General features: G+C 63.2%; 22 protein-coding genes. 13 read left to right on the top strand and 9 right to left on the bottom strand.

All coding sequences use genetic code 11. The features are described 5' to 3' along the window. Positions 1 to 105: 105 nt before the first annotated feature. The 5 genes from AB6809_RS07795 (at position 106) to AB6809_RS07815 (ending at position 9,015) form a co-directional block, all read left to right on the top strand. Entirely contained in the window at positions 106 to 1,938 is a 1,833-nt protein-coding gene (locus tag AB6809_RS07795; RefSeq protein WP_371026268.1) for a methyl-accepting chemotaxis protein, read from the top strand. Positions 1,939 to 2,387: 449 nt separating this feature from the next. Then, positions 2,388 to 3,149, top strand: coding sequence for a 2-keto-4-pentenoate hydratase (locus AB6809_RS07800; protein WP_006051705.1), 762 nt, complete (start codon positions 2,388 to 2,390; stop codon positions 3,147 to 3,149). A gap of 828 nt (positions 3,150 to 3,977) precedes the next feature. Further along, positions 3,978 to 5,900 carry a PrkA family serine protein kinase gene (locus tag AB6809_RS07805; RefSeq protein ID WP_013339422.1) on the top strand — a complete coding sequence of 641 codons (1,923 nt, stop codon included), beginning with the start codon at positions 3,978 to 3,980 and terminating at the stop codon, positions 5,898 to 5,900. Positions 5,901 to 6,031: 131 nt separating this feature from the next. Continuing rightward, positions 6,032 to 7,303: a YeaH/YhbH family protein gene (locus AB6809_RS07810; RefSeq protein WP_006053195.1), complete on the top strand. Its 1,272-nt coding sequence runs from the start codon at positions 6,032 to 6,034 to the stop codon at positions 7,301 to 7,303. Then, the gene (locus AB6809_RS07815; protein WP_006053194.1) at positions 7,300 to 9,015 is read left to right on the top strand and encodes a SpoVR family protein; all 1,716 of its coding nucleotides are present in this window, start codon (positions 7,300 to 7,302) and stop codon (positions 9,013 to 9,015) included. The genes AB6809_RS07810 and AB6809_RS07815 overlap by 4 nt, the downstream gene beginning before the upstream one ends. 111 nt (positions 9,016 to 9,126) lie before the next feature. On the opposite strand, the gene AB6809_RS07820 is transcribed toward AB6809_RS07815, so the two are convergent. Beyond that, a complete protein-coding gene (locus AB6809_RS07820; protein WP_371026269.1) occupies positions 9,127 to 10,164 on the bottom strand; it encodes a GSU2403 family nucleotidyltransferase fold protein in 1,038 nt (345 codons plus the stop codon). A 269-nt stretch (positions 10,165 to 10,433) separates the two neighbouring features. Between AB6809_RS07820 and AB6809_RS07825 the strand changes: the two genes are divergently transcribed. Further along, positions 10,434 to 11,738 carry an MFS family transporter gene (locus AB6809_RS07825; protein WP_006053192.1) on the top strand — a complete coding sequence of 435 codons (1,305 nt, stop codon included), beginning with the start codon at positions 10,434 to 10,436 and terminating at the stop codon, positions 11,736 to 11,738. A 73-nt stretch (positions 11,739 to 11,811) separates the two neighbouring features. Here the strand turns inward: AB6809_RS07825 and AB6809_RS07830 are convergent, their stop codons facing one another. From AB6809_RS07830 to AB6809_RS07855, 6 genes are all read right to left on the bottom strand, one after another. Beyond that, positions 11,812 to 12,033 carry a hypothetical protein gene (locus tag AB6809_RS07830; protein WP_006053191.1) on the bottom strand — a complete coding sequence of 74 codons (222 nt, stop codon included), beginning with the start codon at positions 12,031 to 12,033 and terminating at the stop codon, positions 11,812 to 11,814. Positions 12,034 to 12,187: 154 nt separating this feature from the next. After that, the gene (locus AB6809_RS07835; protein WP_371026270.1) at positions 12,188 to 13,366 is read right to left on the bottom strand and encodes a glycosyltransferase family 2 protein; all 1,179 of its coding nucleotides are present in this window, start codon (positions 13,364 to 13,366) and stop codon (positions 12,188 to 12,190) included. Positions 13,367 to 13,578: 212 nt separating this feature from the next. Beyond that, positions 13,579 to 13,755 (bottom strand): hypothetical protein, encoded by a 177-nt coding sequence (locus AB6809_RS07840; protein ID WP_006053189.1) that lies wholly within the window; start codon positions 13,753 to 13,755, stop codon positions 13,579 to 13,581. 55 nt (positions 13,756 to 13,810) lie between these two features. Continuing rightward, complete coding sequence (locus tag AB6809_RS07845) at positions 13,811 to 14,731, bottom strand: LysR family transcriptional regulator (protein WP_006053188.1); 921 nt, start codon at positions 14,729 to 14,731, stop codon at positions 13,811 to 13,813. A gap of 183 nt (positions 14,732 to 14,914) precedes the next feature. After that, positions 14,915 to 16,306 carry a DHA2 family efflux MFS transporter permease subunit gene (locus AB6809_RS07850; RefSeq protein ID WP_371026271.1) on the bottom strand — a complete coding sequence of 464 codons (1,392 nt, stop codon included), beginning with the start codon at positions 16,304 to 16,306 and terminating at the stop codon, positions 14,915 to 14,917. Between the two features lie 229 nt (positions 16,307 to 16,535). Beyond that, positions 16,536 to 16,973, bottom strand: a complete 438-nt coding sequence (locus tag AB6809_RS07855; protein WP_029968571.1) for a carboxymuconolactone decarboxylase family protein — start codon at positions 16,971 to 16,973, stop codon at positions 16,536 to 16,538. 229 nt (positions 16,974 to 17,202) lie between these two features. On the opposite strand from AB6809_RS07855, the gene AB6809_RS07860 reads away from it, so the two are divergent. Further along, entirely contained in the window at positions 17,203 to 18,288 is a 1,086-nt protein-coding gene (locus AB6809_RS07860) for an NAD(P)/FAD-dependent oxidoreductase (RefSeq protein ID WP_371026272.1), read from the top strand. 89 nt (positions 18,289 to 18,377) lie between these two features. Here AB6809_RS07860 and AB6809_RS07865 read toward each other — a convergent pair whose 3' ends face one another. Then, complete coding sequence (locus AB6809_RS07865; RefSeq protein WP_006053184.1) at positions 18,378 to 18,614, bottom strand: hypothetical protein; 237 nt, start codon at positions 18,612 to 18,614, stop codon at positions 18,378 to 18,380. 198 nt (positions 18,615 to 18,812) lie between these two features. Between AB6809_RS07865 and coxB the strand changes: the two genes are divergently transcribed. The 6 genes from coxB (at position 18,813) to AB6809_RS07895 (ending at position 25,208) form a co-directional block, all read left to right on the top strand. Next, the gene (coxB, locus tag AB6809_RS07870) at positions 18,813 to 19,907 is read left to right on the top strand and encodes a cytochrome c oxidase subunit II (protein WP_371026273.1); all 1,095 of its coding nucleotides are present in this window, start codon (positions 18,813 to 18,815) and stop codon (positions 19,905 to 19,907) included. A 53-nt stretch (positions 19,908 to 19,960) separates the two neighbouring features. Beyond that, complete coding sequence (ctaD, locus tag AB6809_RS07875; protein ID WP_371026274.1) at positions 19,961 to 21,991, top strand: cytochrome c oxidase subunit I; 2,031 nt, start codon at positions 19,961 to 19,963, stop codon at positions 21,989 to 21,991. Position 21,992: 1 nt separating this feature from the next. Beyond that, positions 21,993 to 22,655, top strand: a complete 663-nt coding sequence (locus tag AB6809_RS07880) for a heme-copper oxidase subunit III (RefSeq protein WP_371026275.1) — start codon at positions 21,993 to 21,995, stop codon at positions 22,653 to 22,655. Beyond that, a complete protein-coding gene (locus tag AB6809_RS07885) occupies positions 22,640 to 23,080 on the top strand; it encodes a hypothetical protein (protein ID WP_371026276.1) in 441 nt (146 codons plus the stop codon). Before AB6809_RS07880 ends, AB6809_RS07885 begins: the two co-directional genes overlap by 16 nt. Positions 23,081 to 23,109: 29 nt before the next feature. Continuing rightward, positions 23,110 to 24,549, top strand: coding sequence for a cytochrome c (locus AB6809_RS07890; protein WP_371026442.1), 1,440 nt, complete (start codon positions 23,110 to 23,112; stop codon positions 24,547 to 24,549). 164 nt (positions 24,550 to 24,713) lie between these two features. After that, positions 24,714 to 25,208: a DUF421 domain-containing protein gene (locus AB6809_RS07895; protein WP_029968556.1), complete on the top strand. Its 495-nt coding sequence runs from the start codon at positions 24,714 to 24,716 to the stop codon at positions 25,206 to 25,208. Positions 25,209 to 25,419: 211 nt separating this feature from the next. Here the strand turns inward: AB6809_RS07895 and AB6809_RS07900 are convergent, their stop codons facing one another. Continuing rightward, complete coding sequence (locus AB6809_RS07900; protein ID WP_371026277.1) at positions 25,420 to 26,817, bottom strand: MFS transporter; 1,398 nt, start codon at positions 26,815 to 26,817, stop codon at positions 25,420 to 25,422. Between the last annotated feature and the right edge of the window lie 152 nt (positions 26,818 to 26,969).

A 26,969-nucleotide genomic window follows, 5' to 3' on the forward strand; every position in this document is an offset into this window, starting at 1 on the left:
AATGCGGCTATCAGAGCGCCGACGAAACCAATAACAACCAACCGCGCGCGGGCCGTCATCGGACTTTTATTGCTGCAAAGCAGCCTCTCAAGCACAGGACACTTTATGTTGAACAAGGGCATTTCGATCAAGGCCCGCATTGGCCTCACGATGGCTTTTCTCGCCGCCTTGCTGCTGGGCATCGGCGCGTTCGGGCTGTTCGGCATGAGCCGTTCCAACTACGCCTACCAGGAAACCTTCACGAATTCGATGCCGAGCGCCGTGAACATCGGCAACGCCGAACTCTATGCGGCGCGCGAGCGTCTCGCGCTCGATCGCGCGGCCTTCATGATCGGCACGCCGGAAAGCGCGCCGACGCTGGAACGCGCGCGCTCGATGCGCACGACCTCCGACATGTGGTGGAAAAAGTATATGGATCTGCCGCGCGACGCCGACGAGGACCGTCTCGCGCGCGACGTGGTCAGCAAGCGCGACGCGCTGCACCAGCGGGCCGACGCGTTCGCCGCAGTGGTCGCGGCGAGCGACCAGAGCAAGCTGATCGACGGTGCCAAGCTTCTGCAAAGCGCCTACAACGAACTGGCGACCTCCGACGACGCACTGCGCAAATATCAGTTCGAGCTGGCGCAAGCCGGCTACGATGACGCGCAATCGAACTTCCATATGTTCCGCATGGTCAGCATCGGCGCGCTGATTGCCGGTATCCTCGCCGCGTTGCTGTCGTACGTGGCGCTCAGCCGCGCGATCGCACGGCCTCTCGCCGAGGCGCTCGACCATTTCGACGCGATCGCCGCGGGCGATCTGCGCCGCCAGGTCGTCGTCAGCTCACGCGACGAGATGGGCCAGATACTGGAAGGCATCTCGAAGATGCAGCGCAGTCTCATCGAAACGGTACGCGCGGTGCGCGGCGGCAGCGAGTCGATTGCGACTGCCACGCGCGAGATCGCCGCCGGCAACATCGACCTGTCCTCGCGCACCGAAGAGCAGGCGTCGGCGTTGCAGGAAACCGCGTCGAGCATGGAAGAACTGACCGGCACGGTGAAGCAGAACGCGGACAACGCGCGTCAGGCGAGCGCGCTCGCGGCCAATGCGTCGGAAATCGCCAACAAGGGCAGCGCGGTGGTCGGCCAGGTCGTCGGTACGATGGGCGAGATCAACCAGAGCTCGGCGAAGATCGCCGACATCATTTCGATCATCGAAGGCATCGCGTTCCAGACCAACATCCTCGCGCTCAACGCGGCCGTGGAAGCGGCGCGGGCCGGCGAGGAAGGGCGCGGCTTCGCGGTCGTGGCGGGCGAAGTGCGCAGCCTCGCGCAGCGATCGTCGGCGGCGGCGAAGGAAATCAAGGAATTGATCGACACGTCGGTCGACCGCGTGCAATCGGGCTCGGCGCTCGTCGATCAGGCCGGCCGCACGATGAACGAAATCATCGGCGCGGTGCAGCGCGTGACCGACATCATGGGCGAAATCGCCGCGGCGTCGGAAGAGCAGAGCAGCGGCATCGACCAGGTTGCGCGCGCCGTCACGCAGATGGACGAAGTCACGCAGCAAAACGCCGCACTCGTCGAGGAAGCGGCGGCAGCAGCGTCGTCGCTCGAAGACCAGGCGGACAAGCTGCGCGGCGCGGTCGCCGTGTTCCAGCTCAGCGACGAAGGCAAGGTGTCGGGCGGTTCGTTGGCGAAGCACACGCCGACGCCTGCGCGCGCCGTGTCTGCTGCGCCGCGGGCAGTTTCCAGGACCGTCGCCCACGCACGCTCAGCCGCCGCGCCGCGCGCGGCCGCAGCAACCGCCGCGCAGCCTGTGACGGCTGCTCATGTGCCGGCCGCGGCTATGGCCGCCTCGGCGCCTGCGGCACCGAAAGCCGCGCCGGCTCCGCGCGCGCCGGCGAAGTCCGCCGCCGTCGTCAGCGCCGGCAGCGATCAGGACTGGGAAACGTTCTGACGGGCATCCGCGGCGTTTGCCGCACGGCTGCACGAGCGCCGGCCAGGCGCCGTGCAACCGGCGTTCCCGGCGCGACGGCATCTGAATCGACGCCACGACGCCCGAGCCGCCTATATTGAAGACAGCAACGAAAAGACCGCGCCTGCTGACGCAGCCGCGGTCTTTTTTTATGGCGTGCGCATTAAGTCGCATTTGCGAAGCGGTGGGCGCCCTGGCGAGCCTCGCGATCCGGTACATTGACGGGCGGGTGACGGTAATTCGTAACCGGATCGCGGGCGAAGCACGGGTTGGCAAAGCGGCAGTGTGTAAGTCGGCGCCGCGCCCGACCGGTGCATCGCGCTCCACGTCACGTCACCGCTTGCCGGTCAGCGTCAGGCCGGCCAGCCGCTCGCCCTCACGCTTCTCATGCTTCAAACGCACGTTCAATGCGCCAGCCACAAAGGACCGACATGACGCCACACGACCTCGCGCATCGCCTCGTCGAAGCACGCCGGCAGCATCGCCCGATCGACGGGCTGCCCTCCGAACAGCTCCCGCCCGACGCCGCGACCGCGTATGCGATCCAGCAGGCGGTCATAGCAGGCCTCGGCGACTCCACCGGCGCGTGGAAGATCGGCGCGAAGGCGCCCGGCGGATCGACCTCGGGCGCGCCGATCCCGGCTTCGCTGGTGCGGTCTTCGCCGGCGCGCGTCGAGCATGCGGGCTTCTTTCGCGTACTCGTCGAGCTGGAGATCGCGTTCCGTTTCACCGAGGTCATCGAGCCGCGCAGCCGCGCCTATACGCGCGACGAGGTGCTCGCGCTCGTCGGCGTGGTGCTGCCGGCCATTGAAATCGTCGATAGCCGCTTCGCCGAATGGCCGAACATCGCGCCGCTCGCTCAACTCGCCGACGCGCAAAACAACGGCGCGCTCGTCACCGGTCATCCGGTCCCGTATGCGGGGCTCGCGCGCGGCTTCGACTTCGTGTCGCCGGAACTGGAACTGAGCTTCGACGGCGAGTCGCTCGTGCCCGACGCCACCGGCAATCCGGCCGGCGATCCACGCGAATTGCTGGTGTGGTTCGTCAACCATTGCGCCGCCATGGGCATCACGATCGAACCGGAATGGACGCTGACCACCGGCTCTTACGTCGGTGCGCACAAAGTGGGAAAGCCGGGCATCGTGCGCGGTCACATCGACGGACTCGGAGAGGTCGAGATCGAACTGACCTGATTGCGCGACACTGTGTCATGTGACACAGCGCTGCATTTCTTTCGACGCCGTTCTTGTAACGGCGCATTACAAACTCATCATCAAGCGGCTGCCCACGGGCGGCCGTTTTACATTTGACGCGTCGCCGAGGACTCCTTAGCCGTATACCCTATTGAAGCGGTTGCGCGCCGCGCCGTTATCCAGTTAACAAAGTTGAACAAGAGTCCAACGAGACATCGACAACGTAAAGCGAAGCAAAGGCGACCATGCCGTCGACGCGGTTATGCAAAGCATGTGAAGCATCGCATTGATAGCAAAGCATGCGCAGCGATGTGATGGAACAAAAGCTCGCGTGCATGGACGAACTGCATGAACGTGCGACGCCGAACGCTGCTTGCAACTTTGGTCGATCGACGTGTAACAGATGCGCACACAGGTAGACCAAATGCGTGTCAAAGCGTTAAGGAAGCAAGAGGCGAAAGCAGAAAAGAGTGGGGACGTAGCGCGAAAATGCGCGATGTGCGGCTGATGCCAGGCTTCAAGGTACGCGACGTGCGTGTGCAGGCAACGCGTGAATGTAACTGCTGGATGAGTGCCGTCAAAGAAGTGTGAAGCGACACTATGAAGCGAGGTCGCGAAGCAACGCTCGCGGCACTGTTCGACGCGCAAGATTGTAGGTGGTCGAAACGGTGTTTCCAAGTGATGAATGTCGGGAGGCCCGCACGGCGCGATTTTCGCAACGTAGTTCGTGAAAAAAAATTTAAAAGGGTTTAGGATGAATTCGAGCGATGTCGTTTCCGAATAGCGCGCCGCGCACGACATCGGTCTAGACTTCGGCGAGGAGGTAGCATGGATATCTACAGCAGTTTCGCGACCCGCTTCGAGAAAACGCGAGAGGACGAACTCTCGCTCGAGGAGTACCTCGCGCTCTGCAAAGACAATCCCGCCGCGTACGCCACGGCTGGCGAACGCATGTTGACGGCAATCGGAGAACCCGAACAGATCGACACTCGCAACGATCCGCGCCTGTCGCGCATCTTCGCGAACAAGGTCATCAAGGTATACCCCGCATTCCGTGAGTTCTATGGAATGGAGGAGGTGATCGAGCAGGTGGTCGCCTACTTCCGGCACTCGGCCCAGGGGCTCGAAGAAAAGAAGCAGATTCTGTATCTGTTGGGCCCGGTCGGCGGCGGTAAATCGTCCATCGCCGAGCGTTTGAAGCAGCTCATGGAGCGCGTGCCGTTCTACGCGATCAAGGGCTCGCCTGTGAACGAATCGCCGCTCGGTTTGTTCGATTACGACGAGGACGGTCCGATCCTCGAAGAGCAATACGGCATACCACGCCGCTACCTGAAAAGCATTCTGAGCCCGTGGGCGGTCAAGCGCCTGCACGAGTACAACGGCGACATCCGCAAGTTCCGCGTGGTGCGGCGCTATCCGTCCATCCTGCGGCAAATCGGCATCGCCAAAACGGAGCCGGGCGACGAGAACAATCAGGACATCTCCTCGCTCGTCGGCAAGGTCGATATTCGCAAGCTCGAGCAGTACGCGCAAGACGATGCGGACGCCTACAGCTACTCCGGCGGCCTGTGTCTTGCGAATCAGGGTCTGCTCGAATTCGTCGAAATGTTCAAGGCGCCGATCAAGGTGTTGCACCCGCTGCTCACCGCGACCCAGGAAGGCAACTTCAAGGGCACGGAAGGCTTCGGCGCGATTCCTTTCGACGGCGTGATCCTCGCCCACTCGAACGAGTCGGAGTGGAAAGCCTTCCGCAATAACCGCAACAACGAAGCCTTGCTCGACCGGATTTTCGTCGTGAAGGTGCCGTACTGCCTGCGCTATTCGGAAGAGATCAAGATCTACGAGAAGCTGTTGCGCAATTCGTCGCTGGCCAATGCGGTCTGCGCGCCCGGCACGCTGAAGATGATGGCGCAAATGTCGGTGCTCACGCGCTTGCAGGAGCCCGAGAATTCGAGCCTCTTCTCGAAGATGCAGGTCTACGACGGCGAGAATCTGAAGGACACCGATCCGAAGGCGAAGTCGTACCAGGAATACCGCGACTTCGCGGGCGTCGACGAAGGCATGACCGGCGTGTCGACCCGCTTCGCGTTCAAGATTCTGTCGCGCGTGTTCAACTTCGATTCGACCGAAGTCGCGGCCAATCCGGTGCATCTGATGTACGTGCTCGAACAGCAGATCGAGCGCGAGCAGTTCCCACCGGAAACCGAGCAGAAGTACCTGTCGTTCATTAAAGACGTGCTCGCGTCGCGTTACGCGGAATTCATCGGCAAGGAGATCCAGACGGCGTATCTCGAGTCGTACTCCGAATATGGGCAGAACATTTTCGATCGCTATGTGACGTATGCGGACTTCTGGATTCAGGATCAGGAATTCCGCGATCACGACACCGGCGAGAGCTTCGACCGTGCGGCGCTCAACGCCGAGCTGGAGAAGATCGAGAAGCCCGCGGGCATCAGCAACCCGAAGGACTTCCGCAACGAGATCGTGAACTTCGTGCTGCGCGCGCGTGCTGCGAATGCAGGGAAAAATCCTGCATGGATCAGCTACGAAAAGCTGCGCGTCGTGATCGAAAAGAAAATGTTCTCGAATACGGAGGAACTGTTGCCGGTCATTTCGTTCAATGCCAAAGGTTCGGCGGAAGAACAGCGCAAGCACGAAGACTTCGTCAACCGGATGGTGGCGAAGGGCTACACGCCGAAGCAGGTGCGCTTGCTGTGTGACTGGTATCTGCGCGTGCGCAAGTCGTCATGATACGCACTGCGTGCCGCTCGCGCGGTCCGACCGCGCGAGCACCCTGCGAGCCGCAAGCTGCATGGACATAGCATCGGGCCATCCAGCGTGCGTCTCGCGCACCCGAATTTGGGCAGTATGGGAGACCGGGCGTGCTTCATCAAATCATCGACCGCAGGTTGGCAGGCAAGAACAAAAGCATTGCAAATCGCGAGCGTTTTTTGCGCCGCGTCAAGAACTACATTCGTCGCGCCGTTTCGGAAGCGGTGCGCGACCGCAGCATTAAAGACATTCAGAACACCCAGAGCATCACCATTCCGCGTAAGGACATCGCGGAGCCGTCGTTCCGGCATGGACCGGGCGGCCGGCGCGAAATGGTGCATCCAGGCAACTCCGACTACATCCGCGGCGACAAGATTCAGCGTCCGCAAGGCGGTGGCGGCGGAGGCGGCGGCAGTCAGGCGAGCAACGAAGGCGAAGGTCAGGACGACTTCGTGTTCGAGCTGAGCCGCGAAGAATTCATGCAGTATTTCTTCGACGATCTCGAACTGCCGCGGCTCGTCAAAACCCATCTGATGGCCGTGCCCACATGGAAGAGCATCCGCGCGGGCTGGGCGGCCGAAGGCACGCCGAACAACATCGACGTGGTCCGTTCGCTGCGCAGCGCGCTCGGCCGCCGCATCGCACTCGGTGCGCCGCTCGTCAACCAGTTGCATGAAATGGAGCGGCAACTCGAGGTACTGAAGGCCGACCCCGACGATCGCCGCGAAGAAATCAAGCTGCTCGAAGACGAGATCCATCATCTGCGCGGGCGCATCTGGCGCATTCCGTTTATCGACCCGTTCGACCTGCGTTACGTGAACCGCGTGAAGCAGCCCACGCCGTCGAGCCAGGCCGTGATGTTCTGTCTGATGGATGTGTCCGGTTCGATGGACGAGCAGCGCAAGGATCTCGCCAAGCGCTTCTTCATCCTTCTTTATCTGTTTCTCAAGCGCAATTACGAAAAGATCGAGGTGGTGTTCATCCGCCACCACACGCGCGCCGAGGAGGTCGACGAAGACACGTTCTTCCATTCGACCGAAAGCGGCGGCACGGTCGTGTCGAGCGCGCTGGAGCTGATGCAGAAGGTGATGGACGAGCGCTATTCGCCGACTGAATGGAACATTTACGGCGCCCAGGCGTCCGACGGTGACAACTGGACCGACGACTCGCCGAAGTGCCGCAAGATACTCTCGGATGACATCCTCGAGAAGGTGCGCTATTTTGCGTATATTCAGGTGACGCCCGAAGAGCAGAACCTGTGGCTCGAATATGCGCAACTGGCCCTGAGCCAGCCGCATATGGCGATGAAGAAGGTCGAAACCGCGGCTGACATCTATCCGGTGTTTCGCGAGTTGTTTGAAAAGCAGGTGGCGTCGTCATGACGACCAAACATTTGCATAACGAAGCGCGCGGCTATCAGCCGGAGCGTGGGACAGGCGTGCCGCAGCGTGAGTCGGGGCATGCCGAGGCAGGGGCGGACGAAGAGCGGGCCGCCGCAGCCGGAGCAGTCGACAACGCTGACGCACGGGGACACACCGGAACGCCCATCGAGGGGCAAAGGGAAGTCCGTATGAACGTAGCCGATAGACGGCCTTTGCCGTGCCCGTCCGACTGGACCTTCGAGTTGATCGAGGAGTACGACTCCCATATTGCCCGTGTTGCAGAGCAATATGAACTCGACGTGTATCCGATCCAGCTCGAACTCATCAGCGCTGAACAGATGATGGACGCGTATGCGTCCGTCGGCATGCCGGTGAATTACCGGCACTGGTCGTTCGGCAAACACTTTCTCTCTACCGAAAAAAGCTACCGTCGAGGGCAGATGGGTCTCGCGTACGAGATCGTGATCAATTCGAACCCTTGCATCGCGTATCTGATGGAAGAGAACACGATGACGATGCAGGCGCTCGTCATCGCGCATGCGGCGTATGGGCACAACTCGTTCTTCAAGGGCAACTATCTGTTCCGGCTGTGGACGGATGCGCATGCCATCATCGACTACCTCGTCTACGCGAAGAACTACATTGCGGAATGCGAGGAGCGCTTCGGGCTCGACCGCGTGGAAGAACTGCTCGATTCGTGCCACGCGCTGATGAACTACGGCGTGGACCGCTACAAGCGTCCGCAGAAGCTGTCGCTGGAAAAAGAGTTCGCCGCACGGCGCGAACGCGAGGCGTATCTGCAATCGCAGGTGAACGAATTGTGGCGCACGCTGCCCACGCGGCATACGCCGTTGCCCGAGGAAATCGAGGAGCGTTATCCGCCTGAGCCACAGGAAAATCTGCTGTATTTCGCGGAGAAAAACGCACCTTTGCTCGAGCCTTGGGAGCGCGAGGTGATCCGCATCGTGCGAAAAGTGGGGCAGTATTTTTATCCGCAGCGGCAGACGCAGGTGATGAACGAAGGTTGGGCCACGTTCTGGCACTACACGCTGCTCAACACGATGTACAACCAGGGCAAGCTCGAAGACGGCTTCATGATGGAGTTCCTCCATTCGCACAGCAACGTCGTCTATCAGCCGCCCGTCACCAAGCCGTACTACAGCGGCATCAATCCGTACGCGCTGGGTTTTTCGATGATGAGCGACATTCGCCGCATCTGCGAAAACCCGACGGAGGAAGACCGCAAGTGGTTCCCGGAACTGGCCGGCAGTCCGTGGCTGCCCGCCATGCACTACGCGATGCGCAATTTCAAGGACGAGAGCTTCGTCGCGCAATATCTGTCGCCGCATCTGATCCGCGAAATGCGGCTGTTCTCAGTACTCGACGACGACATGCGCGACGCGCTGGAAGTCTCGGCGATCCACGATGACAGCGGCTATCAGTACGTGCGCCAGGCGTTGTCGCGGCAGTACGACATGCATCATCGCGAGCCGAATATCCAGGTGTGGTCGGTGAATACGCGCGGCGACCGCAGTCTGACGCTGCGGCATTTCATGAGCGACAACCGGCATCTCTCGTCCGATAGCGACGAGGTGCTCAAGCACATGGCGCGCTTGTGGCAGTTCGACGTGTATCTGGAAAGCGTCGACGAAAACGGCACGGTCAGGAAGCGTTACGAGTGCCGCTACGTGCCGCCGGCCGTGAGGGCGTGAGGACGTCTCACGGCGTGAGGGTCTCTTGGGCGCGCCCGCCACTGTCGTGGCCGGCGCGCCAGTCTTTATGGTGTCGAAGCCTGGCAGGCGATTCGCGCGGCCTGTCACGGGTTACGCGTGGGCACCCAGATCAGCCAGAAAATCGCGGGCGCGTTCCGACAAGCCCGGCGCGAGGTTTAGCGCCTGGGTGGCCGCGGTGCCGACCCTGGGGCGCGCGTTTTCCTCGAGTTCGTCGACGGCTGTCGTCAACCAGTCTGGAAACTTCTCCGCGAGCGCGTCGATCAACACGGCGGCCTGCCGCCGGTCCTTGTCCGCCTTGAGCGCACGCGACGGGTCGCGAAGCGTGTTGACGACAAGCTTGCGAAGCGCGAATCTGGCGGGGTCGGGCAGCATGACCGGCACCACGTGTTCCTTGCCGAGGATAAAGCCTTGCGTAGGGTTCGTTACCAGATACCTGAAGTAGGGAAGTCCGGTTGCGTGGGCGCGCAAGTGCGGCAAGGCCTTCGTCTCGTACGCGTCGGTACCCGGCACGAGCAAGTCCACCTTGAGGTGCTGTCCACGCGCCTTGAACGACGTGGACGGCTTTCGCGAGTGCAGTTCCGGCATCTCGAGAAACGGAATGCCGCTATCACGAAGGATGTCGAGAAAGCTGCGCTCTTCGGGGATAGCCACCGAAATGCTCCCGGTGCTGCCAATGTCGATATCTTCCGTCCGGTAGTTCGCAGGCAGCCGCACGCCCAGGCTGTTCAGAAGCGCGCCGAAGGCGTGGGAGCCGACCAGCACTCCGCCGTGGCTGAAGATGCCCGCGTTGAAGAGCGTTGCCAGCGTGAGCGCCGAAGAGTTGTCCGCGGCGGCAAAGTTCGCCTTGCGCAGTATGTGGACCTCGGCGGCAAGCGCGCGCATCTCCGCGCTCTCAAGTAGTTTCGCCTCGAGCGCAGCCTCGGTAGCGGGCTCGCCTGCGCGGCCAAGCGACGTTTCCTTATGCTTTCCCGATGCCAGATAGACGCGCCAGTAGGTGTACGTTTTCCCGTCGACGGTCTTCTGGGCCGCCGAGCCCGGAGAGTGCAGGGGAATATGACCTTGTGCGCCGGCGCGCTCGGTGACGGACGAATACAGCGTTTGCAATGCGTCGTTGTGGAAGCTGGCCATTGCTGGCGTCTCCTTATACCCTGTGATTGAGCATTAAGGTATAAATCCACAACAGTCAAATTTATACCTCACGATTAGACCACGAGGGATAAACCGGAAATGAGTTCTGAACTGTGCCGGGACCGGTCTGGCGACGGCGCTCGCCGTAGCGCTTGCCAACAAACCCCCAACTTTCACTTGCGATTCTGTAAAATTCGCCCACGCTAAAAATCGCGTGCTGAAGGAGGCGCCAAGACCGCCACCTCCGTTCAAGAGACAAGGAAGACAACATGACCGACCTCACAGACCACAGCGTGGCCTCCGCCCACGACACGCGGCGCCGCATTTTCGCGATCGTCGGCGCTTCATCGGGCAATCTCGTCGAGTGGTTCGACTTTTACGTCTACTCGTTCTGCGCGCTGTACTTCGCGCCCGCGTTCTTCCCAAGCGGCAACACCACCACGCAATTGCTGAACACGGCCGGCGTGTTCGCGGCAGGCTTTCTGATGCGGCCGATCGGCGGCTGGTTCTTTGGCCGTCTCGCCGACAAGCACGGCCGACGCACCGCGATGATGATCTCGGTCTTCATGATGTGCGGCGGCTCGCTGGTGATCGCCGTGCTGCCCACGTACGCGCAGATTGGCGCGCTCGCGCCGGCGCTGCTGCTCGTCGCGCGGCTGTTCCAGGGACTCTCCGTGGGCGGCGAATACGGCACCAGTGCAACGTATATGAGCGAGGTCGCGCTGAAAGGGCGGCGCGGCTTCTTCGCGTCGTTCCAGTACGTGACGCTGATCGGCGGCCAGTTGTGCGCGCTCCTCGTGCTGGTGATCCTGCAACAGACGCTCTCGACCGCGGAACTCAAAGCATGGGGCTGGCGCGTGCCGTTCGTGATCGGCGCGATCGCGGCGCTGGTCGCGCTCTATCTGCGTAAATCGCTCGATGAAACCACTACCGCCGCGACGCGTCAGCGCAAGGAAGCGGGCACGCTGCGCGGCTTGTGGCAGCACCGCGTCGCGTTCATGACGGTGCTCGGTTTCACCGCGGGCGGCTCGCTGATTTTCTATACGTTCACCACGTATATGCAGAAGTATCTGGTGAACACGGCGGGCATGAATGCGAAGACCGCCAGCAACGTGATGACCGCAGCGCTCTTCGTCTACATGCTGCTTCAGCCGCTGTTCGGCGCGCTGTCGGATCGCATCGGCCGGCGTCGTTCGATGCTGTGCTTCGGCCTCTTCGCGACCATCGGCACGGTGCCGCTTCTGCATGCGCTGAAGGACGTGACGAGCCCGTATGCGGCGTTCGGTCTCGTGGTGCTGGCGCTTGCCATCGTCAGCTTTTATACGTCGATCAGCGGCCTCATCAAGGCGGAAATGTTCCCGCCCGAAGTGCGCGCGCTCGGCGTGGGCCTCTCGTATGCGGTGGCAAATGCGATCTTCGGCGGCTCGGCCGAATACGTGGCGCTGTGGCTCAAGTCGACCGGCAGCGAACCGATGTTCTACTGGTACGTGACCTTGATGTGCGCGATCGCCGGCATCGTCGCGCTGCGCATGCGCGATCCGTCGAAAGAAGGGTATTTGCGTCACGAACCGTGAGCCGAGGCGCGCGCTCGGGTGCGTGCTTAGGTGCGTGCTTAGGTGCGTGCTCAGGCGCGTGTTCAGTGCGTGTTCACGCCACCACGATTTCGGTGCCGAGTACGTGCAGGAGGTCGCGCAGCGCCTCGGCCTGCGCCATCTTCGCGTCGCTGCGCAGGTGGATCTGCACGGCTCGCCCGGCAATTCCGTCGATGGGTTGAGCAAGCCACAATTCCACCGCCAGTCCCAATCCCTCGGGCTGATTGGCGGCGACCGGCTCGATCACACGCGGCTTGAAACAGGCACTGTCGGACATGGCGAATCACCTCGGACTTGATGACGTGTCCGGCTCATCGTAATCAGCGGCGCGCGCGAGTCCAAGCAACAAATACGCCTTTGCTAAGCAGAGGATGCTTAGCAGAAAACGCGCTGACGGCGCATGGCGACGACCGCCGACGACGTCGCCGCGATCAGCGCGATTCCGTCGTGTCGGCGGTGAGTTCCGCGACAAGTTCTTTGATGGTTGTGCCGGGTTCGCCGGGCAAGGCTGCAACAGGAGCCGCCGTTGCCACGGCGGTTGCAGCCACCGTTGCTGCTGCCGTAACCGTGGCTGCGGCGCTCGCCCTCACCACGCTCTCCGTCTCCGCCATCACCACATCCCCCGCAGCAATCCCCGCCCGCGCGCGCGCATTCACCGCAGCCCGCGAAAGCATCAGCAGATGGTAGTAAAGCCGCGCGCTGAACCCATACCGATACGCGAACAGATGACCCAGCGCGATCTTCAACCCGAGCCGCGCCTGACGATTCCTCGCATGCACCGACACGACGATCGGCGCGAGCCGCCGCAGAGCGAGCTTGCGCGAAGGCTCGAGCTGCGGCGGCAACTTCAGCTTCCTGACGAACGCGTAGGCGCTCAGCGTGGCTGCCGCCGCGGTCCCGCGCGTACTGTGCGAAATCGAAGTCGCGGTCTTGCGATACACCGACACGTAATCGTGCAGATAAAAGACCTCGCGCGCCGCGAGGCACAGCTCGGCGCCGAACACGAAGTCGCAGCACGCGCCGTATTGCTCCTTATAGCCGACGCGCCTAACGAGCCGCGCGTCCGCCATCCAGCCGTTGTTCGGGAACATCTGAACGAGCCCGGTTCTGCCCGGCAGCGGCTGCAAGCCTTCGGCGTCCTTCGTGCGCCTGAACGCCGCGTTAAGCCGCGCGCTGGCCTCGAGATCGATCGCGCCGTCATGGTCCGCCTCGTACTGTGCGCCGAACGCGGCATCGAGTTGCGGATGCAGCTTCCACAGCGACACGAGTTTTTCGACGCCGTCGGTGGTGAGCAGATCGTCGTCGTGGAGCAGCAGAATCTTGTCGCCGAGCGCGCGCTCGAACAGGCCCGCGACGTTGCGCGCCTGGCCAAGCGGCGGCTCGTTCCTCGCATAACGGATGCGCTCTTCGCTCAACTCGTGCGGATAGCGCAACGCGAGCAGCTGCGCGGTGCGCGCATCGTTTGAATCGTCGCCGATCACGATTTCCAGATTGCCGTAGGTCTGCGCAAGACACGAGTCGATGCACTCGACGATCAGCTCCGGCCGGTTGCAGGTCGGCACGCAGATCGACACTTTGGCTGGCTCGGCGGAGGGCGCGGGAATGGACATGGGCGTCGCCTTTGTTATCTGTTGAAGGGGCGGCAGCCGGCTGCTTGTTCGCATACATCGCTGCAAGCAGAAAAGTAGTGCATCGCGCCGAAAAAATATTCGGTAAAAAAGCGGAAAAAATGTCTGCTGTATGAAAGCTGCGGAAAGGGAAAAATTTATGCGGCTTTGCGCGCTCCAACGCAGCAAAGCCGCTTCCAGACCTGCGCTTAATTTCAGCCGACTGACGGCTCGCCTTCACCCGGCTTCTGACCCGGACGGTCCGCCGGCGACTGATCGCGGTCGGCGTCGCCGCGCTCCGGCAGCTTGCTCTTTTCGTTGTCGCTATGTACCGCGGGGTGCGGATGGGCGATGTCGTCGGGCTTGTCGTTGCCTTGCTTGGGGTCGGCCATGGCGTTCTCCTGATCTTGAAGACCTAACTCAGGAAGCAAAGCCTGGGCCCGCACTTCACTCGGCGTGAGCGGCGCCCGTCAGCGAAATGATGAAATCGATGAAGGCGCGCACCTTGGCCGGCGGATGGTGCCGCGACGGATAAAGCGCGTAGAGCGGATAAAGCTCGTCGCCCCATTCGGGAAAAAGTTCGACCAGCTTGCCGCTCGCGAGCAAGGCTTCCGCGCCGAGCGCGAGGATTTGCGCGATGCCCTGGCCCGCGGCGCACACGCTGTGCAAGGTGCCCACATCGTTGACGGTCAGGCGGCCTTGCGGCGTGACGACGATTTTCTTGCGGCCGCGATGAAACTCCCAACTGAACGGATAACCGGTCAGCGGATCGCGAAACTTGATGCACGCATGCTGGCCGCTTTCGAGTTCCGCAGGATTTGCCGGATGCCCATGCTTCTTCAGATACGACGGCGCGGCCACCGTCAGAATGCGCGTGTCGAGCAGCTTGCGCGCGATCAGCGACGACACCGGCGGCTCGCCGAAGCGGATTGCAACGTCGAAACCGTCGCCGACCATATCGCCCAACTGGTCGCGCGTGATCAGTTCGAGCTGCAAATCGGGATGTTTGTCGACAAAGCCGCCGAGTCTCGGTCCGAGCACGAGGCGCGAAAAGAACGGGTCCATGTTTACGCGCAGGCGTCCGCGCACGGCCGTCGCGCCTCGGGCGGCGCTGGCCGCCGCGTCCTCGAGGCCGCTTAGCAGCGGCACGATCTGTTCGTAGAAGCGCCGGCCTTCGTCGGTGAGCGTGACCGAGCGCGTGGTGCGATCGAATAGCCGGATGCCGAGCCGCGCCTCGAGCCGCGCCACCGAACGGCTCACGCCCGATTGAGACATGTCGAGCGCGACGCCTGCTGCCGCGAAGCTGCCGCAATCGACGATCGCCGTCAGCACGCCCATGCCGTTCAGCACGCGCTCGTCAAATGGCATCGGAGAATCCTTTTCTTGTTCGTTGACGCGGTACATGCTAACGCGAAACGCGCGGCGGAGAGCCCGTCCACGAAGGATCGCGGGTCCGTCATGCGCGGCGCATATCAGAAGCGACAGCGTGTGAAAGCAACGCGGCGGCGCGGACTCAGTTGCAACGTTACCGAACCCGAACCCGAACCCGAATCAGCGCCCCGCGCCCTGGCTAGCCGACGCGCGCACGGCGGGCGCCGCGTCGAGATGGCGGAACACCCACGCGGACAGCAGTGTGATCGCGCCGACGCAGACGAAGCTCAGCCGGAAGCCGAGGGCCGCCGAGTCCCATTGCGCGGCAAAGAGCTTCACGAGCCCGCCGCCGATGGACACGCCCAGGCCGATCGCCAGCATCTGCACCATCGAAAAGAGGCTGTTGCCGCTGCCGGCGTCTTCGTGCGAGAGGCCCTTGAGCGTGACGCTGTTCATCGCCGCGAACTGCATGGAGTTGGCTGCGCCGAATATCGCGAGAATCACGATTTCGACGATGAGCGGCGTGCCGCGCGAGATCGACGCAAACGCCACAATCGACGAACCGACGATGAGCGTATTCACCAGCAGGAAGAGGTCGTAGCCGTAGCGCCGCACGAGCGGCGCGATCCAGCGTTTGGCGACCGTGCCGGCGAGCGCCGCGGGCAGCATCATCAGCCCCGAATGCAGCGGCGTGTAGCCAAGCTGAAGCTGCAACAGCAGCGGCACCAGAAACGGCACGGCGCTCGAGCCGATGCGGCACACGAGGTTGCCGATCAGCCCCACGCTGAAATTCGGCTCGCTGAACAGCGACAGTTTGAAGAGCGGGTTACGCCGCCGCCTCGCGTGCGGAATGTAGGCGAGCGCGCTCACCGCCGCGAGCGCGAACAGCGCCGCGGACCACGCCGCCTGATGCGTCGGCACGGGCGCATCGACGGCCAGCGAAAACGCGATCATGCAAAGCGACAACAACCCGCAGCCGATGAAGTCGAACGGCGGCGCCTGGGTCTCGCCGTGCGGCGGCAAAAAACGCTGCACCGCGTAGAGACCGGCGGCGCCGATCGGCACGTTGATCAGAAAGATCCAGTGCCATGTGATCGCCTGGACGAACCAGCCGCCGAGCGTTGGTCCGACAATCGGGCCGAGTTGACCGGCGACCGAAATAAACGCGAGCGCCGCGACGTATTGCTCGCTGGACACGCTGCGTAGCACGGCGAGGCGTCCGATCGGCAGCAGCATCGAGCCGCCCACGCCTTGTAGCACGCGCGCGAGCACGAGTTCGCCGAGCGTGTGCGCGCTCGCGCAGCAAATCGAGCCGATCACGAAGACGAGGATCGCGGCGAAGTAGACGCGCCGCGTGCCGAAGCGGTCGGCGAGCCAGCCGGAGGCGGGCGTGAGCATCGCCATCGTCAACGTGTAGGCGACCACGATCGGCTGCATTGCAAGCGGCGCGACATGCAGGCTGTGCGCGATGGACGGCAGCGCCGTGTTCACGATCGTCGTGTCGAGCGACTGCATGAAGAAGCCCGCGGCGACGATCCACAGCAGCGCGGTATGCGACGAATCCCTGGTCATGTGATGGCAAGCGGCGGCGCATGGGCGCCGGTTAAGCGGAGTTTTTTGTCAGCAAACGCTTCAATGATACGGCATTGAGCGGTGTTGCAAGGCGGGGAATGGGGACGGCGTGCGAGCGCTGGAGGTGTGCGGTACGAGTGCGCAGCGCGAGCCGCCTCTTTGAATCGCGTGATCCAGCCGAGTTGAAAGAGGCGCTGCGCCAGCGGTGCTGCTATGTACAGTGACGCGCTTATTCAGGCATCGAGCGGAACGAAATCGCGAAGCGGTTCCAGGCGTTGATCGTGGAAACGAGCAGCGTCAGGTCGACCAGTTCTTCGTCGCTGAAGTGAGGGCGGACCGCTTCCCACACGGCGTCGGGCACGTGATCGTGCGAGATGAGCGTCAACGCTTCCGTCCATTCGAGCGCGGCGCGTTCGCGATCCGTGAAGAACGGCGTTTCGCGCCACGTCACGACCGTTGCAAGACGGCGGTCGGTTTCGCCGCCTTTGCGGGCGTCGGTGGTATGCATGTCCACGCAGAACGCGCAGCCGTTGATCTGCGACGCACGCAGGCGAACCAGTTCCGCGAGCGACTTTTCAATCGACGATTTGCCGATGCGTTCTTCGAGGCCCAGCATTGCCTTGATCGCAGCGGGACTGGCTTTGTAGTAGTTCAGACGTTGTTTCATGATTCACTCCTTCGCTTTGGTGGGACGCATCCGGTGATGCGATGAGTGAATACTAGTCTTGGCATTGGCTTTGCAAAATGGCCATTTTCGACGATTTGTAGGTGGCCACTTGAATGTCCGCAACCGGCTGCGAATCCCCGCTTAAGCGCCCTTGCTGGCTGTAATGGCATCGTTGCCGCGCTCACGGCGATTCGGTATGGTGGGTCATCACCTTATGAAGAGATAGCGAATGACGTCCGCCGCCGAGCCTGTTGTGCAACCTGGTTCACCGCCTATCCGCACCGACGTGCTGATCGTCGGCGCGGGTCCCGTTGGGCTCTTTGCCGCTTTCGAGGCCGGCGTGATCGGCTTGTCCTGCCAGATCGTCGATGCACTCGGCAAGATCGGCGGCCAATGCACCGAGCTCTATCCCGACAAGCCGATCTACGACATTCCCGCGATTCCATCGTGCACGGCGCGTGAACTCGTGGACCGCCTGCTCGCGCAATGCAAGCCGTTCGACGTGCCGATTCATCTCGAGCAGCGTGTGGAATCCGTCGAGCAGCGCAGCGACGGCCGGTGGACCGTGCGCACGGATCGCGGTCTTGTGTTCGACGTCGCGGCAATCATGCTGGCCGCGGGCAACGGTGCATTCGTGCCGCAAAAGCTGCCGCTTGCCGAAGCCGTGCCGCTCGAATCGCGCCATGTGCACTACAGCGTGCAGCGTCTCGCCGATTTCGCCGACAAAACCGTGGTCGTGGCAGGCGGCGGCGATTCCGCGCTCGACTGGGCGCTCGCGTTGCGCAAGGTCGCGCGGCGCGTAACGCTCGTGCATCGGCGCAACGGATTCAGCGCCGCCGATTCAAGCGTCGAGTTGATGCGGCGCGCGGTCGAAGCCGGCGAGATGGACTTTATTGTCGGCGCGATTTCAGGGCTGAAGGTGCAAAGCGACGCGCAAGAGAAAGCCGAAAGCGCTGCACTCAAATCCATCACATTGCGACATATCGAGGGCGAGACCGAGTTGCCGGCGGAACAGCTCGTCGTGCTATACGGACTGGTCGCGGACCTCGGTCCGATAGGGCAGTGGGGCTTGAGCCTGCACGGCGGCCGCGTCGATGTGGATACGTCCAACTACGAGAGCTCGCGGCCAGGCATCTTCGCGGTCGGCGACATCGCCAACTATCCGAACAAGCAGAAGCTGATTCTGTCGGGCTTTCACGAGGCGTCGCTCGCGCTGCGCAAAGCGTATTCGTATGCGTATCCCGAGCGCAAACGCGTGCACGTCCATTCGAGTTACGACGCGAAGCTCGCGGAAAAAGTCAGCGCGGCAGGCTGAGCGTGCAAGACGATTGAAAGAGACCCGCTGGAGACCGCACGATTGCAAGATGGTCCGATCGCCGCGGGTCTTTTTTACATCACAAGCTGCTATTTTCCCGCAGGCTGACTGGCGGCCGCCGCCGCGCTGGCCGCCTTGTCTTTCTTCTTTGCTTCATGATGGCCGATCGCGCAGCCTGCTGCTGCGCCGGCCACGCCGTGGCCACCCGCAATATGTCCGCCGACGCCGCCGACCACCGCGCCTTTGGTGCAACCTTCGGCATGCGCCGCGGCGTGAACGAACGCGAATGAAACCACGAGAGCCGTGGCGAGAGAGGCATGTTTCAAGGCAAGCTCCTGATGTTGAATTGATCGTGTGTCGATAAAGCAAGTGCGAGACCTGACCCGTGTTTAGCGGTCTGAAAGGTTCGTTTCTTGCTGCGCGATGAGCGCTGCTCGACGAAGCGCCGGGCACTTCGCACGAGGGTCGGGCGCCGCGCCGCGCAGCGTGAGTCCCAGATCGAAACCGAATCGGAGCCGAGCGGCATGTCACGCACGAGGACCGCGCGAATCACATCGGACAGGGCAAACTTTTTCGCGCGTCAGAGCGCGTGGTTCGTGCTGAGCCTGCTGTCCGCGAGCGCTGTTCTTCCATCCACAGCTTCTGCCGACTCCGCGCCCCTCGCGTATTTTCTCCACACCGCAGGGCCCGCTGCTGCGCCGACGATGCGCCTCGGCTGGGTGCTGACTGCAATCGTCGTGCTGGTGGTGCTGATCGTGAGCGGCTTGCTTGTCGTGGCGCTCGCTCGCAAGCGGCCTGCTGAACCGGCGGACACGATCGGTCCCGAAGCGGGCGGATTGCGCTGGATTTATGTGGGGACCGGTGGCTCGTGTGTGGCGTTGCTCGGCATGCTCGTCTACACGATGACGACGCTCGAATCCGTCGCTTCGCCCGCATCGCATGCGCGGCTTGTCATCACCGTGACCGCCTACGACTGGTGGTGGAAAGTCGATTACGCCGACGACCCCGACGCCGCGCGAAACTTCAGTACCGCCAACGAAATTCATATTCCTGTCGGCGAGCCCGTGAAGGTGCGGTTAAAAAGCGCCGATGTCGTCCACGCGTTCTGGGTGCCGCAGCTTGCCGGCAAGACGCAGACCATTCCCGGTCAAACGAACGAGCAATGGATTCAGGCCGATCGTCCCGGCGTCTATCGCGGACAGTGTTCGCAGTTCTGCGGCGCGCAGCATGCGCATATGGCCTTCGAAGTCGTCGCACAAAGCGCCGCCGATTTCGATGCGTGGCGAGACGCGCAAGGGCGCAACGCGATGCCGACGCAGGCATCGGCGCACGGTGCGCACGACGCGCAATTCAGCGCGGGCAAGAAACTGTTCGACGAGCGCTGTGCAGGCTGCCACACGATACGCGGCACCGATGCGCATGGCTCGCAAGCGCCCGACCTCACGCACCTCGGCTCGCGACGTCTGATCGCGGCCGGTGCGCTGACGAACACGCCCGAGCATCTGCTCGACTGGGTACAGCACGCGCAGCGAATCAAACCGGAAGCATTGATGCCGAGCATCGCATTGACGACGAGCGATGCCGCCGCGCTGTCCGCTTATCTCGCGACGCTTCATTGAACCCGAGCCGGTCGCGAGTTTGCGCGACCGCCTAACGTAAGGAGCGCATTTCGATGTCCGATCATGCCGACGCGCCGAGCTCGGGCGCATCGTCTTCGTTAGCGGCTGCACATGCGCCGCGCCTCGCGCGCCGGCCGCGGCGCGGCCGCGTGCCGCCTGGCAGCGCCGACGAAAAACGCCTGCGCGAGATCTGGGAAACGCCGCCGGGCTGGCGCGGCTGGCTTTCGTCGGTGGATCACAAGACGATCGGCTTGCGCTATCTGGTGACCGCGTTCGTGTTTCTGCTGATGGGCGGCGTCGAAGCGCTCATCATGCGCGTCCAGCTCGCGCGGCCGAATGCGACGGTGCTCACGCCTGAGCAGTACAACCAGCTCTTCACGATGCACGGCGTGACGATGATCTTTCTGTATGCGCTGCCTGTGCTGTCCGGCTTCTCGAACTACCTGTGGCCGCTCGTGCTGGGTTCGCGCGACATGGCTTTTCCGCGGCTCAATGCGCTGTCGTACTGGATCTTTCTGTTCGCGGGCATCTTCCTGTACGCGAGCTTTCCGACCGGCCAGGCGCCCGACGCGGGCTGGTTCAACTACGCGCCGCTCTCGGGCCTCGAATACAGCAGCGGACCCAACATCGACGTCTACGCGCTCGGCATGGTGCTGCTCGGCATTTCAACGACAGTCGGCTCGATGAACTTCGTCGTGACGTTGCTGCGCATGCGCGCACCGGGCATGTCGCTCGATCGCGTGCCGGTGCTCGTATGGGGCACGCTCACTGCATCGGCCGGCAATCTGCTCGCGGTGCCGTCAGTGAGCCTCGCATTCTTTCTGCTGTGGATGGACCGCCGCATCGGCACGCATTTCTTCGACGTACTGAACGGCGGACGGCCGCTGCTCTGGCAGCATCTGTTCTGGATCTTCGCGCATCCGTGGGTCTATGCGGTCGTGTTGCCGGCGATGGGCATCGTGTCCGATGCGTTGCCGGTGTTCTGCCGGCGCCCGCTGGTCGGCTACGGTCCTGTCGCGCTCGCCACGGTCGCGACGATGGCGATTGGTTTCGTCGTGTGGATTCACCACATGTTCGCGACGGGAATTCCCGCGCTCGCGCTGTCGTTTTTCGGCGCGGCGAGCATGGTGATTGCGATCCCGAGCGCAGTGGCCACGTTTGCATGGATCGCGACCATCTGGACGGGGCGGCCGGTATTTCGCGTGCCGTTCCTGTTTTTCGCGGGCTTCGTTTTTCTGTTCGTGGTGGGCGGCGTTTCGGGCGTGCTGACCGCGGCCGTGCCGTTCGACTGGCAACTCACCGACACCTACTTCGTCGTCGCGCATCTGCATTACGTGCTGCTCGGCATCAACGTGTTCCCGGTGATCGGCGGCATCTACTTCTGGTTCCCGAAGTTCACCGGCAAGATGATGAGCGAGCGTCTTGGCAAGCTCGGTTTCTGGGTGATGTTCGCGGGCTTCAACATCGGCTTTTTCCCGATGCATATCGCGGGGCTGCTCGGCATGCCGCGCCGCATCTACACGTATCCCGCCGATATGGGCTGGGATACGGTGAACCTCGTTACGTCGCTCGGCTCCTTTCTGTTTGCGTTCGGTATCCTGATCTTTCTCGCCGATCTCGCGGTGAGTCTGAAGCGCGGCAAGCCGGCGGGCAATAATCCGTGGGACGCACCATCGCTCGAATGGGCCGTGAGTTCGCCGCCGCCGCCGTACAACTTCGCCGTGGTGCCGACGCTCGCGAGCCGCCATCCGCTGTGGGAAGGCCGTATCGAGGAACCCGGCAACGCGGGCAACGTGCGCTCGCAAATCGACGAAGGTTATCTGCTGGCCGAAGGGCGCGAGGCGCTCGGCACGACCGCGCTCGAAGCGAATCCCGACGTGATTCTGAAGATGCCTGGCGACTCGTACGCGCCGTTCTTCCTTGCGTTGTTCGCCGCGCTTTTCTTCGCGGCGCTCGCGCTCGCGGCGTGGCTTTTCGCGGGCGCGATGCTGGCGGGCTGCGCGGTGTCGATCATCGTATGGCTGTGGCCGGAGCGCGAACTGATTCAGCGCGAACCGGTTGCCGTCCACGACGCTGGAGGCTGACATGAGCGACGCCGTCAACCTGCAGCGCTCATCGCGTGAGCCTCGCGAGCCGGACGAACCGGCGGGTCTGTTGCCGATAGGCAGCGCGGGCGAGCGTTCGGGCGGCTGGTGGGGTTGCCTCACGCTTGTGCTGACCGAAGGTGCATTGTTCGGATACCTGATCTTCACGTATCTGTATCTCGCTTCGCAAAATCCGCAGCACTGGCCGCCGGAAGGTTTGCCCAAACTCACGCTCGGCGTCGTCAACACAGTCATTCTGCTGACTAGCAGCGTGTTCGTCTGGCTATGCGAGCATTGCGTGCGCCGCCGACGCGTGCGCTGGGCAGTCGCGTCGATGGCCACGGGTGTCGTGCTCGGCATCGTCTTCATGGGCATTCAGCTTGCGGAGTGGCACGACCATCCTTACGGGCTTACGACGCATCTCTACGGCTCGCTCTACTTCACGATCACCGGCTTTCATATGGCGCACGTCGCCGTCGGCATCGTCGTGTTGCTGTTGCTGCTGTTATGGACGGCGCTTGGCTATTTCGACGAGCGGCGTTGCGCGGCGTTGAGGATCGGCGGACTGTATTGGCATTTCGTCGATATCGTCTGGCTGTTCATCTTCAGCACGCTGTATCTGACGCCTTACCTCTTTCAGGAGTGGTCATGGCCCAGGACATGAACACGCATTCGACGAGCCCATTGCCCGGCGCGCCGCACCCGCTGCGCCATGTGCTGATCGGTCTGCTGGTCGCGCCGCTCGCCTGGCTCTTGCAGATGACGGTCGCCGAAATGCTCGCTGCGCAAAGCTGTTATCCGTTCGATCATCCGTTATCCGAACCAATTCTGCCGTGGATGAAAACCGCGCTCATCGTGCTCGGCGCATTGTGCCTCGCGGCGGGCTCATTCGGCACCTGGGTCGCGTGGCGCGAAATGCGGCAGCTTGCGCCGGTCGAGTGGGCCGCGCTCGATGCCGCGCGCCGTAAGCGGGTAGAGTTGCAGCGTTTTTTGCTGAGGGTCGCGGCGTTGTGCAGCACGCTGTTTCTGGTCGCTTTGATCGCGGTCGACGCCGCCATCGCGATCGTCTCGCCGTGCAAATGGTGGTGACGATGCGCGGCCTTCGTGATTTTCTCGCGATGCGCGGCAGCGGCTTGGTGCGGCGAGGTTGGCGTGCGGGCAGTGTCGCCGCGGTCGCGCTCGCGGTGATGGGCATGTTGTTGCACGATGCCGCGAGCCATGCCGGAGAAGCCGCGGCGAGCGGGGCGGGCAAGGGCATAACCAGCACCGCAACGAACAGCACGGCCACGGGCGAGGCCAACGCCAACACCAACGCTACCAACACCAACCCCACCGAAATCGCCCGCGGCGCCTACCTCGCGAAAGCCGCCGATTGCGCCGGCTGCCACACAGCCCCGCCGCGCATCCCCCAGCCTGGCGCGAAGCCGGTAGCGACGCCGCCGTTCGCGGGCGGCCTCGGCATGGGCTCGCCGTTCGGCACCATCTATTCGTCGAACATCACACCCGATCCGCAAGCGGGCATCGGCCGCTACAGCTACGAAGACTTTGCGCGCGCGTTGCGCGAGGGCGTCGCGCGAGGCGGCAAGCGGCTTTATCCGGCGATGCCGTATCCGTCGTTTTCGAAAATCACCGACGACGACCTGCACGCCCTCTACGCGTACTTCATGCACGGCGTGCAGCCTGTGCCGACACCCGCGCCGACGACGCGTCTGCCGTTCCCGTTCAACCAGCGTTGGGCGCTGCTGTTCTGGGACTGGGTTTTTGCGCCGACCAGGCAGTACCAGCCGGACCCCGCGCATGACGCGCAATGGAACCGCGGCGCCTACCTCGTGCAATCGCTCGGACATTGCGGCGCGTGCCACACGCCGCGCGGCCCCGCGTTCAACGAGCGCGGCTACAGCCATTCGAGTTCGACGTATCTGACGGGCGGCACCAATGACAACTGGTTCGCCTCGAACCTCACCGCCGATCCCGGCTCGGGCCTCGGCCGATTTTCCGCCGACGACATCGCCGCCTTCCTCAAAGCCGGCCACGGCGGCGGACTCGTGACTTTCGGCAGCATGGTGCAAGTGGTCGAAGACAGCACCCAGTACCTGAGCGATGCCGACCGCGCCGCCATCGCCGCGTATCTGAAGAGCCTGCCGCCGCGCGCGCCGAACGGCCGCTTCAATGCAAACTCGCGCGCCGCGCAGCAGACCGTACGGGCGCTCAGAACCGGCGACGTCGAGCGGCCCGGCGCCGGCATCTACGCCACGTATTGCGCGCGATGTCATCAGATGGACGGCGCCGGCGTGCCGCAAAAGTATCCGCGGCTGGCGGGCAATCCCGCCGTGCTCGGGGCATCGAGTACATCGCTCGTGCGCTTGCTGGTCGAAGGCGGCGAGAGTCCGCACACACTCAGCGGTCCGGAGCCGCGCAAGATGCCGTCCTTCACGGACAAACTGACCGATAACGAAATGGCGCGCGTGCTGACGTTTATCCGCAATACGTGGGGCAACGCGGCTGCGCCGGTCACGTCGCGCGATGTGTCCCGTGTGCGGGCGAAGCTGGGGAAGTAGCGCCTCGAATAGCGCCTCAAACAGCGCTCGGAATAGCGCTTCAAAAAGCGTCGCCGCGTCCGGCGATCGGCACATGGTTTGCTTCTCCTTGGCATCTGCTGCCGGTACTGCGCATGGCCTTGCCTTCATCGAACGGAGGCGGGCCGGACCCGGAGGACAAAACAATGATGGACGCGATTTATCTGCTGTTCGGGCAAGGGCGCGATCTCGACCCGCTGCAGATGAGCCTGCGCGCGGTCGTCGTGTTTCTGATCGCACTCGTGCTGATCAGGATCTCCGGACGGCGTTCGTTGGGACAGCGCTCGCCGTTCGATTCGGTGGTGGTCATTCTGCTGGGCGCCACGTTGAGCCGCGCGATCGTGGGCGCCTCGCCGTTCGTCGCGACGGTGCTGGCATCGCTCGTGATCGTCGTTTGCCATCGCCTGCTTGCGTGGATCTGCATGCGCTCGCATGCGATCGAGCGGCTCGTCGGCGGCGTCGAGCGCGAGCTGTTCAGCAACGGCGCGTTCAACGAGGATCAACTGCGGGCCGCGCTGATGACCCCGAACGATGTGCGGGAAAGCGTGCGGCAGAAGATCGGCTCCCGCTCGCTCGACAAGGTCGCCGCGGCGATTCTCGAGCGCAACGGCGAAGTGAGCGTGATCCGCAAGGAGCAGTGAATTCGGCGCGGCGGGCAGCGGGGCAGACGAGCAGCGCGGGAGACCTGCGGCGTGACAGACGAGCAGCGCGACAGACGAGCAGCGCGACAGACAAGTAGCGCGGCAGACGAGCAGCGCGACAGACAAGTAGCGCGGCAGACCAGCAGCGCGACAGGTAAGTCACCAGCTCGCCAAGCCACCAGCCCCCGCAGACCGCGCTATCCGCTCGTCGTCAGCCGCGCCCACCGCGCGAGATTTCTTCCCCCGCGCCACGCGGCAGCCGCAACGTCACCGGAATCGACGCGAACGAGCACAATCCCACCACGAGAAACGCGGGCCAGAAATCCGACCACATGATCGCGTCGTGGCCGTTCATCAAGCGCGAAATCTGCAGAACGATGCCGCCGACCGTCACGCCGAGACCGAGCGACATCTGTTGCACGACACTGCCGAGGCTCGTCGCCCGCCCGACGTCGCGGCTCGCGATTTCCGCGTAGGTCAACGAATTGAGGCTCGTGAATTGCAGCGCGGGAAAGAAGCCGCCGAGCAGCACGACGACCCAGATGATCCACGTCGGCGTGCCGGGAAAAAACAGCCCGCACGCCGCGATCGAAACGCCCGACAGCGCCGCGTTGACCACCAGCACCGAGCGAAAACCATAGCGATGCAGCACGCGCGACGCGACCGTGCGCATGAACATGCCGCCGAATGCCGACGCGCAGGTAATCAGGCCGGACTGAAACGCGCTCATGCCGTGTCCTTCCTGAAGCATCAGCGGCAGCAGGAACGGCAGCGCGCCGAGACCGATGCGAAACAGCGATCCGCCGAGCACGCTCGCCTGAAACGTCGGCACCTTGAAAAAGCGCAGATCGAGCAGCGGCAGCCGCGCGCGCTGCGCATACACGACGTAAAGCACCAGCAGCACCGCGCCGACCCCGCACATGCCGAACGCGTCGCGATTGGCGATCAGCTCGCCGCCGATCAGCGACAAGCCCAGTAAAAGCAGCACCGCGCCCGCCGCCGACAGAAAAAAGCCGATCCAGTCGAGCGGGCCGGGATGCGGCTCGCGCGTGTTGGCGATGTGCTTGTTCGTCAGATAGATGCCGAGGATGCCGATCGGCACGTTGATAAAGAAAATCAGGCGCCAGTGCAGATAAGTCGTGATGAAGCCGCCGAGCAGCGGGCCGGCCGCGGGGCCGAGCATCGCGGGCACGCTCAGATAATTCATCGCGCGGATGAAGTCGACCTTGTGCACGACCCGGAAGATGATGATTCGGCCGACCGGCACCATCATCGCGCCGCCGACGCCCTGGACGAAGCGCGCGAGCGTGAAGGTGGCCAGCGAATTCGACGCCGCGCACAGCAGCGAGCCGGCCACGAAGATGCCGATTGCCGTGCGAAACACGGTGCGCGCGCCGAAGCGGTCGGCGAACCAGCCGCAAACGGGGATGAACACGCCGAGCCCGAGCACGTAGCTCGTGACCGCGATTTTCAGCGCCACCGGGTCGCGCCCGAAGTCGCGCGCCATCGCGGGCAGGGCGGTGACGATCACGTTGGCGTCGACGCTTTCCATGAACATCGCGCACGCGACGATCAAAGGCGCTATCAGGGCGGTGCGGGCGGCGGTCATGGACAAAGCTGCGGCGGGCGGTCGCAGGCAAAGGGGCCATTATTGCACCTGTACGGTGCGGTTTGTTAATACTACGGGCCTCCATGCCGCCCTTTGCGGTCATCGACCTCGGAGCGCGCTGCCGACGCCGCTGTGATTCTTGCGCAACAGCT

Source organism: Paraburkholderia sp. RCC_158, from assembly GCF_041355255.1.
Classification (GTDB): Bacteria; Pseudomonadota; Gammaproteobacteria; order Burkholderiales; family Burkholderiaceae; genus Paraburkholderia; species Paraburkholderia graminis.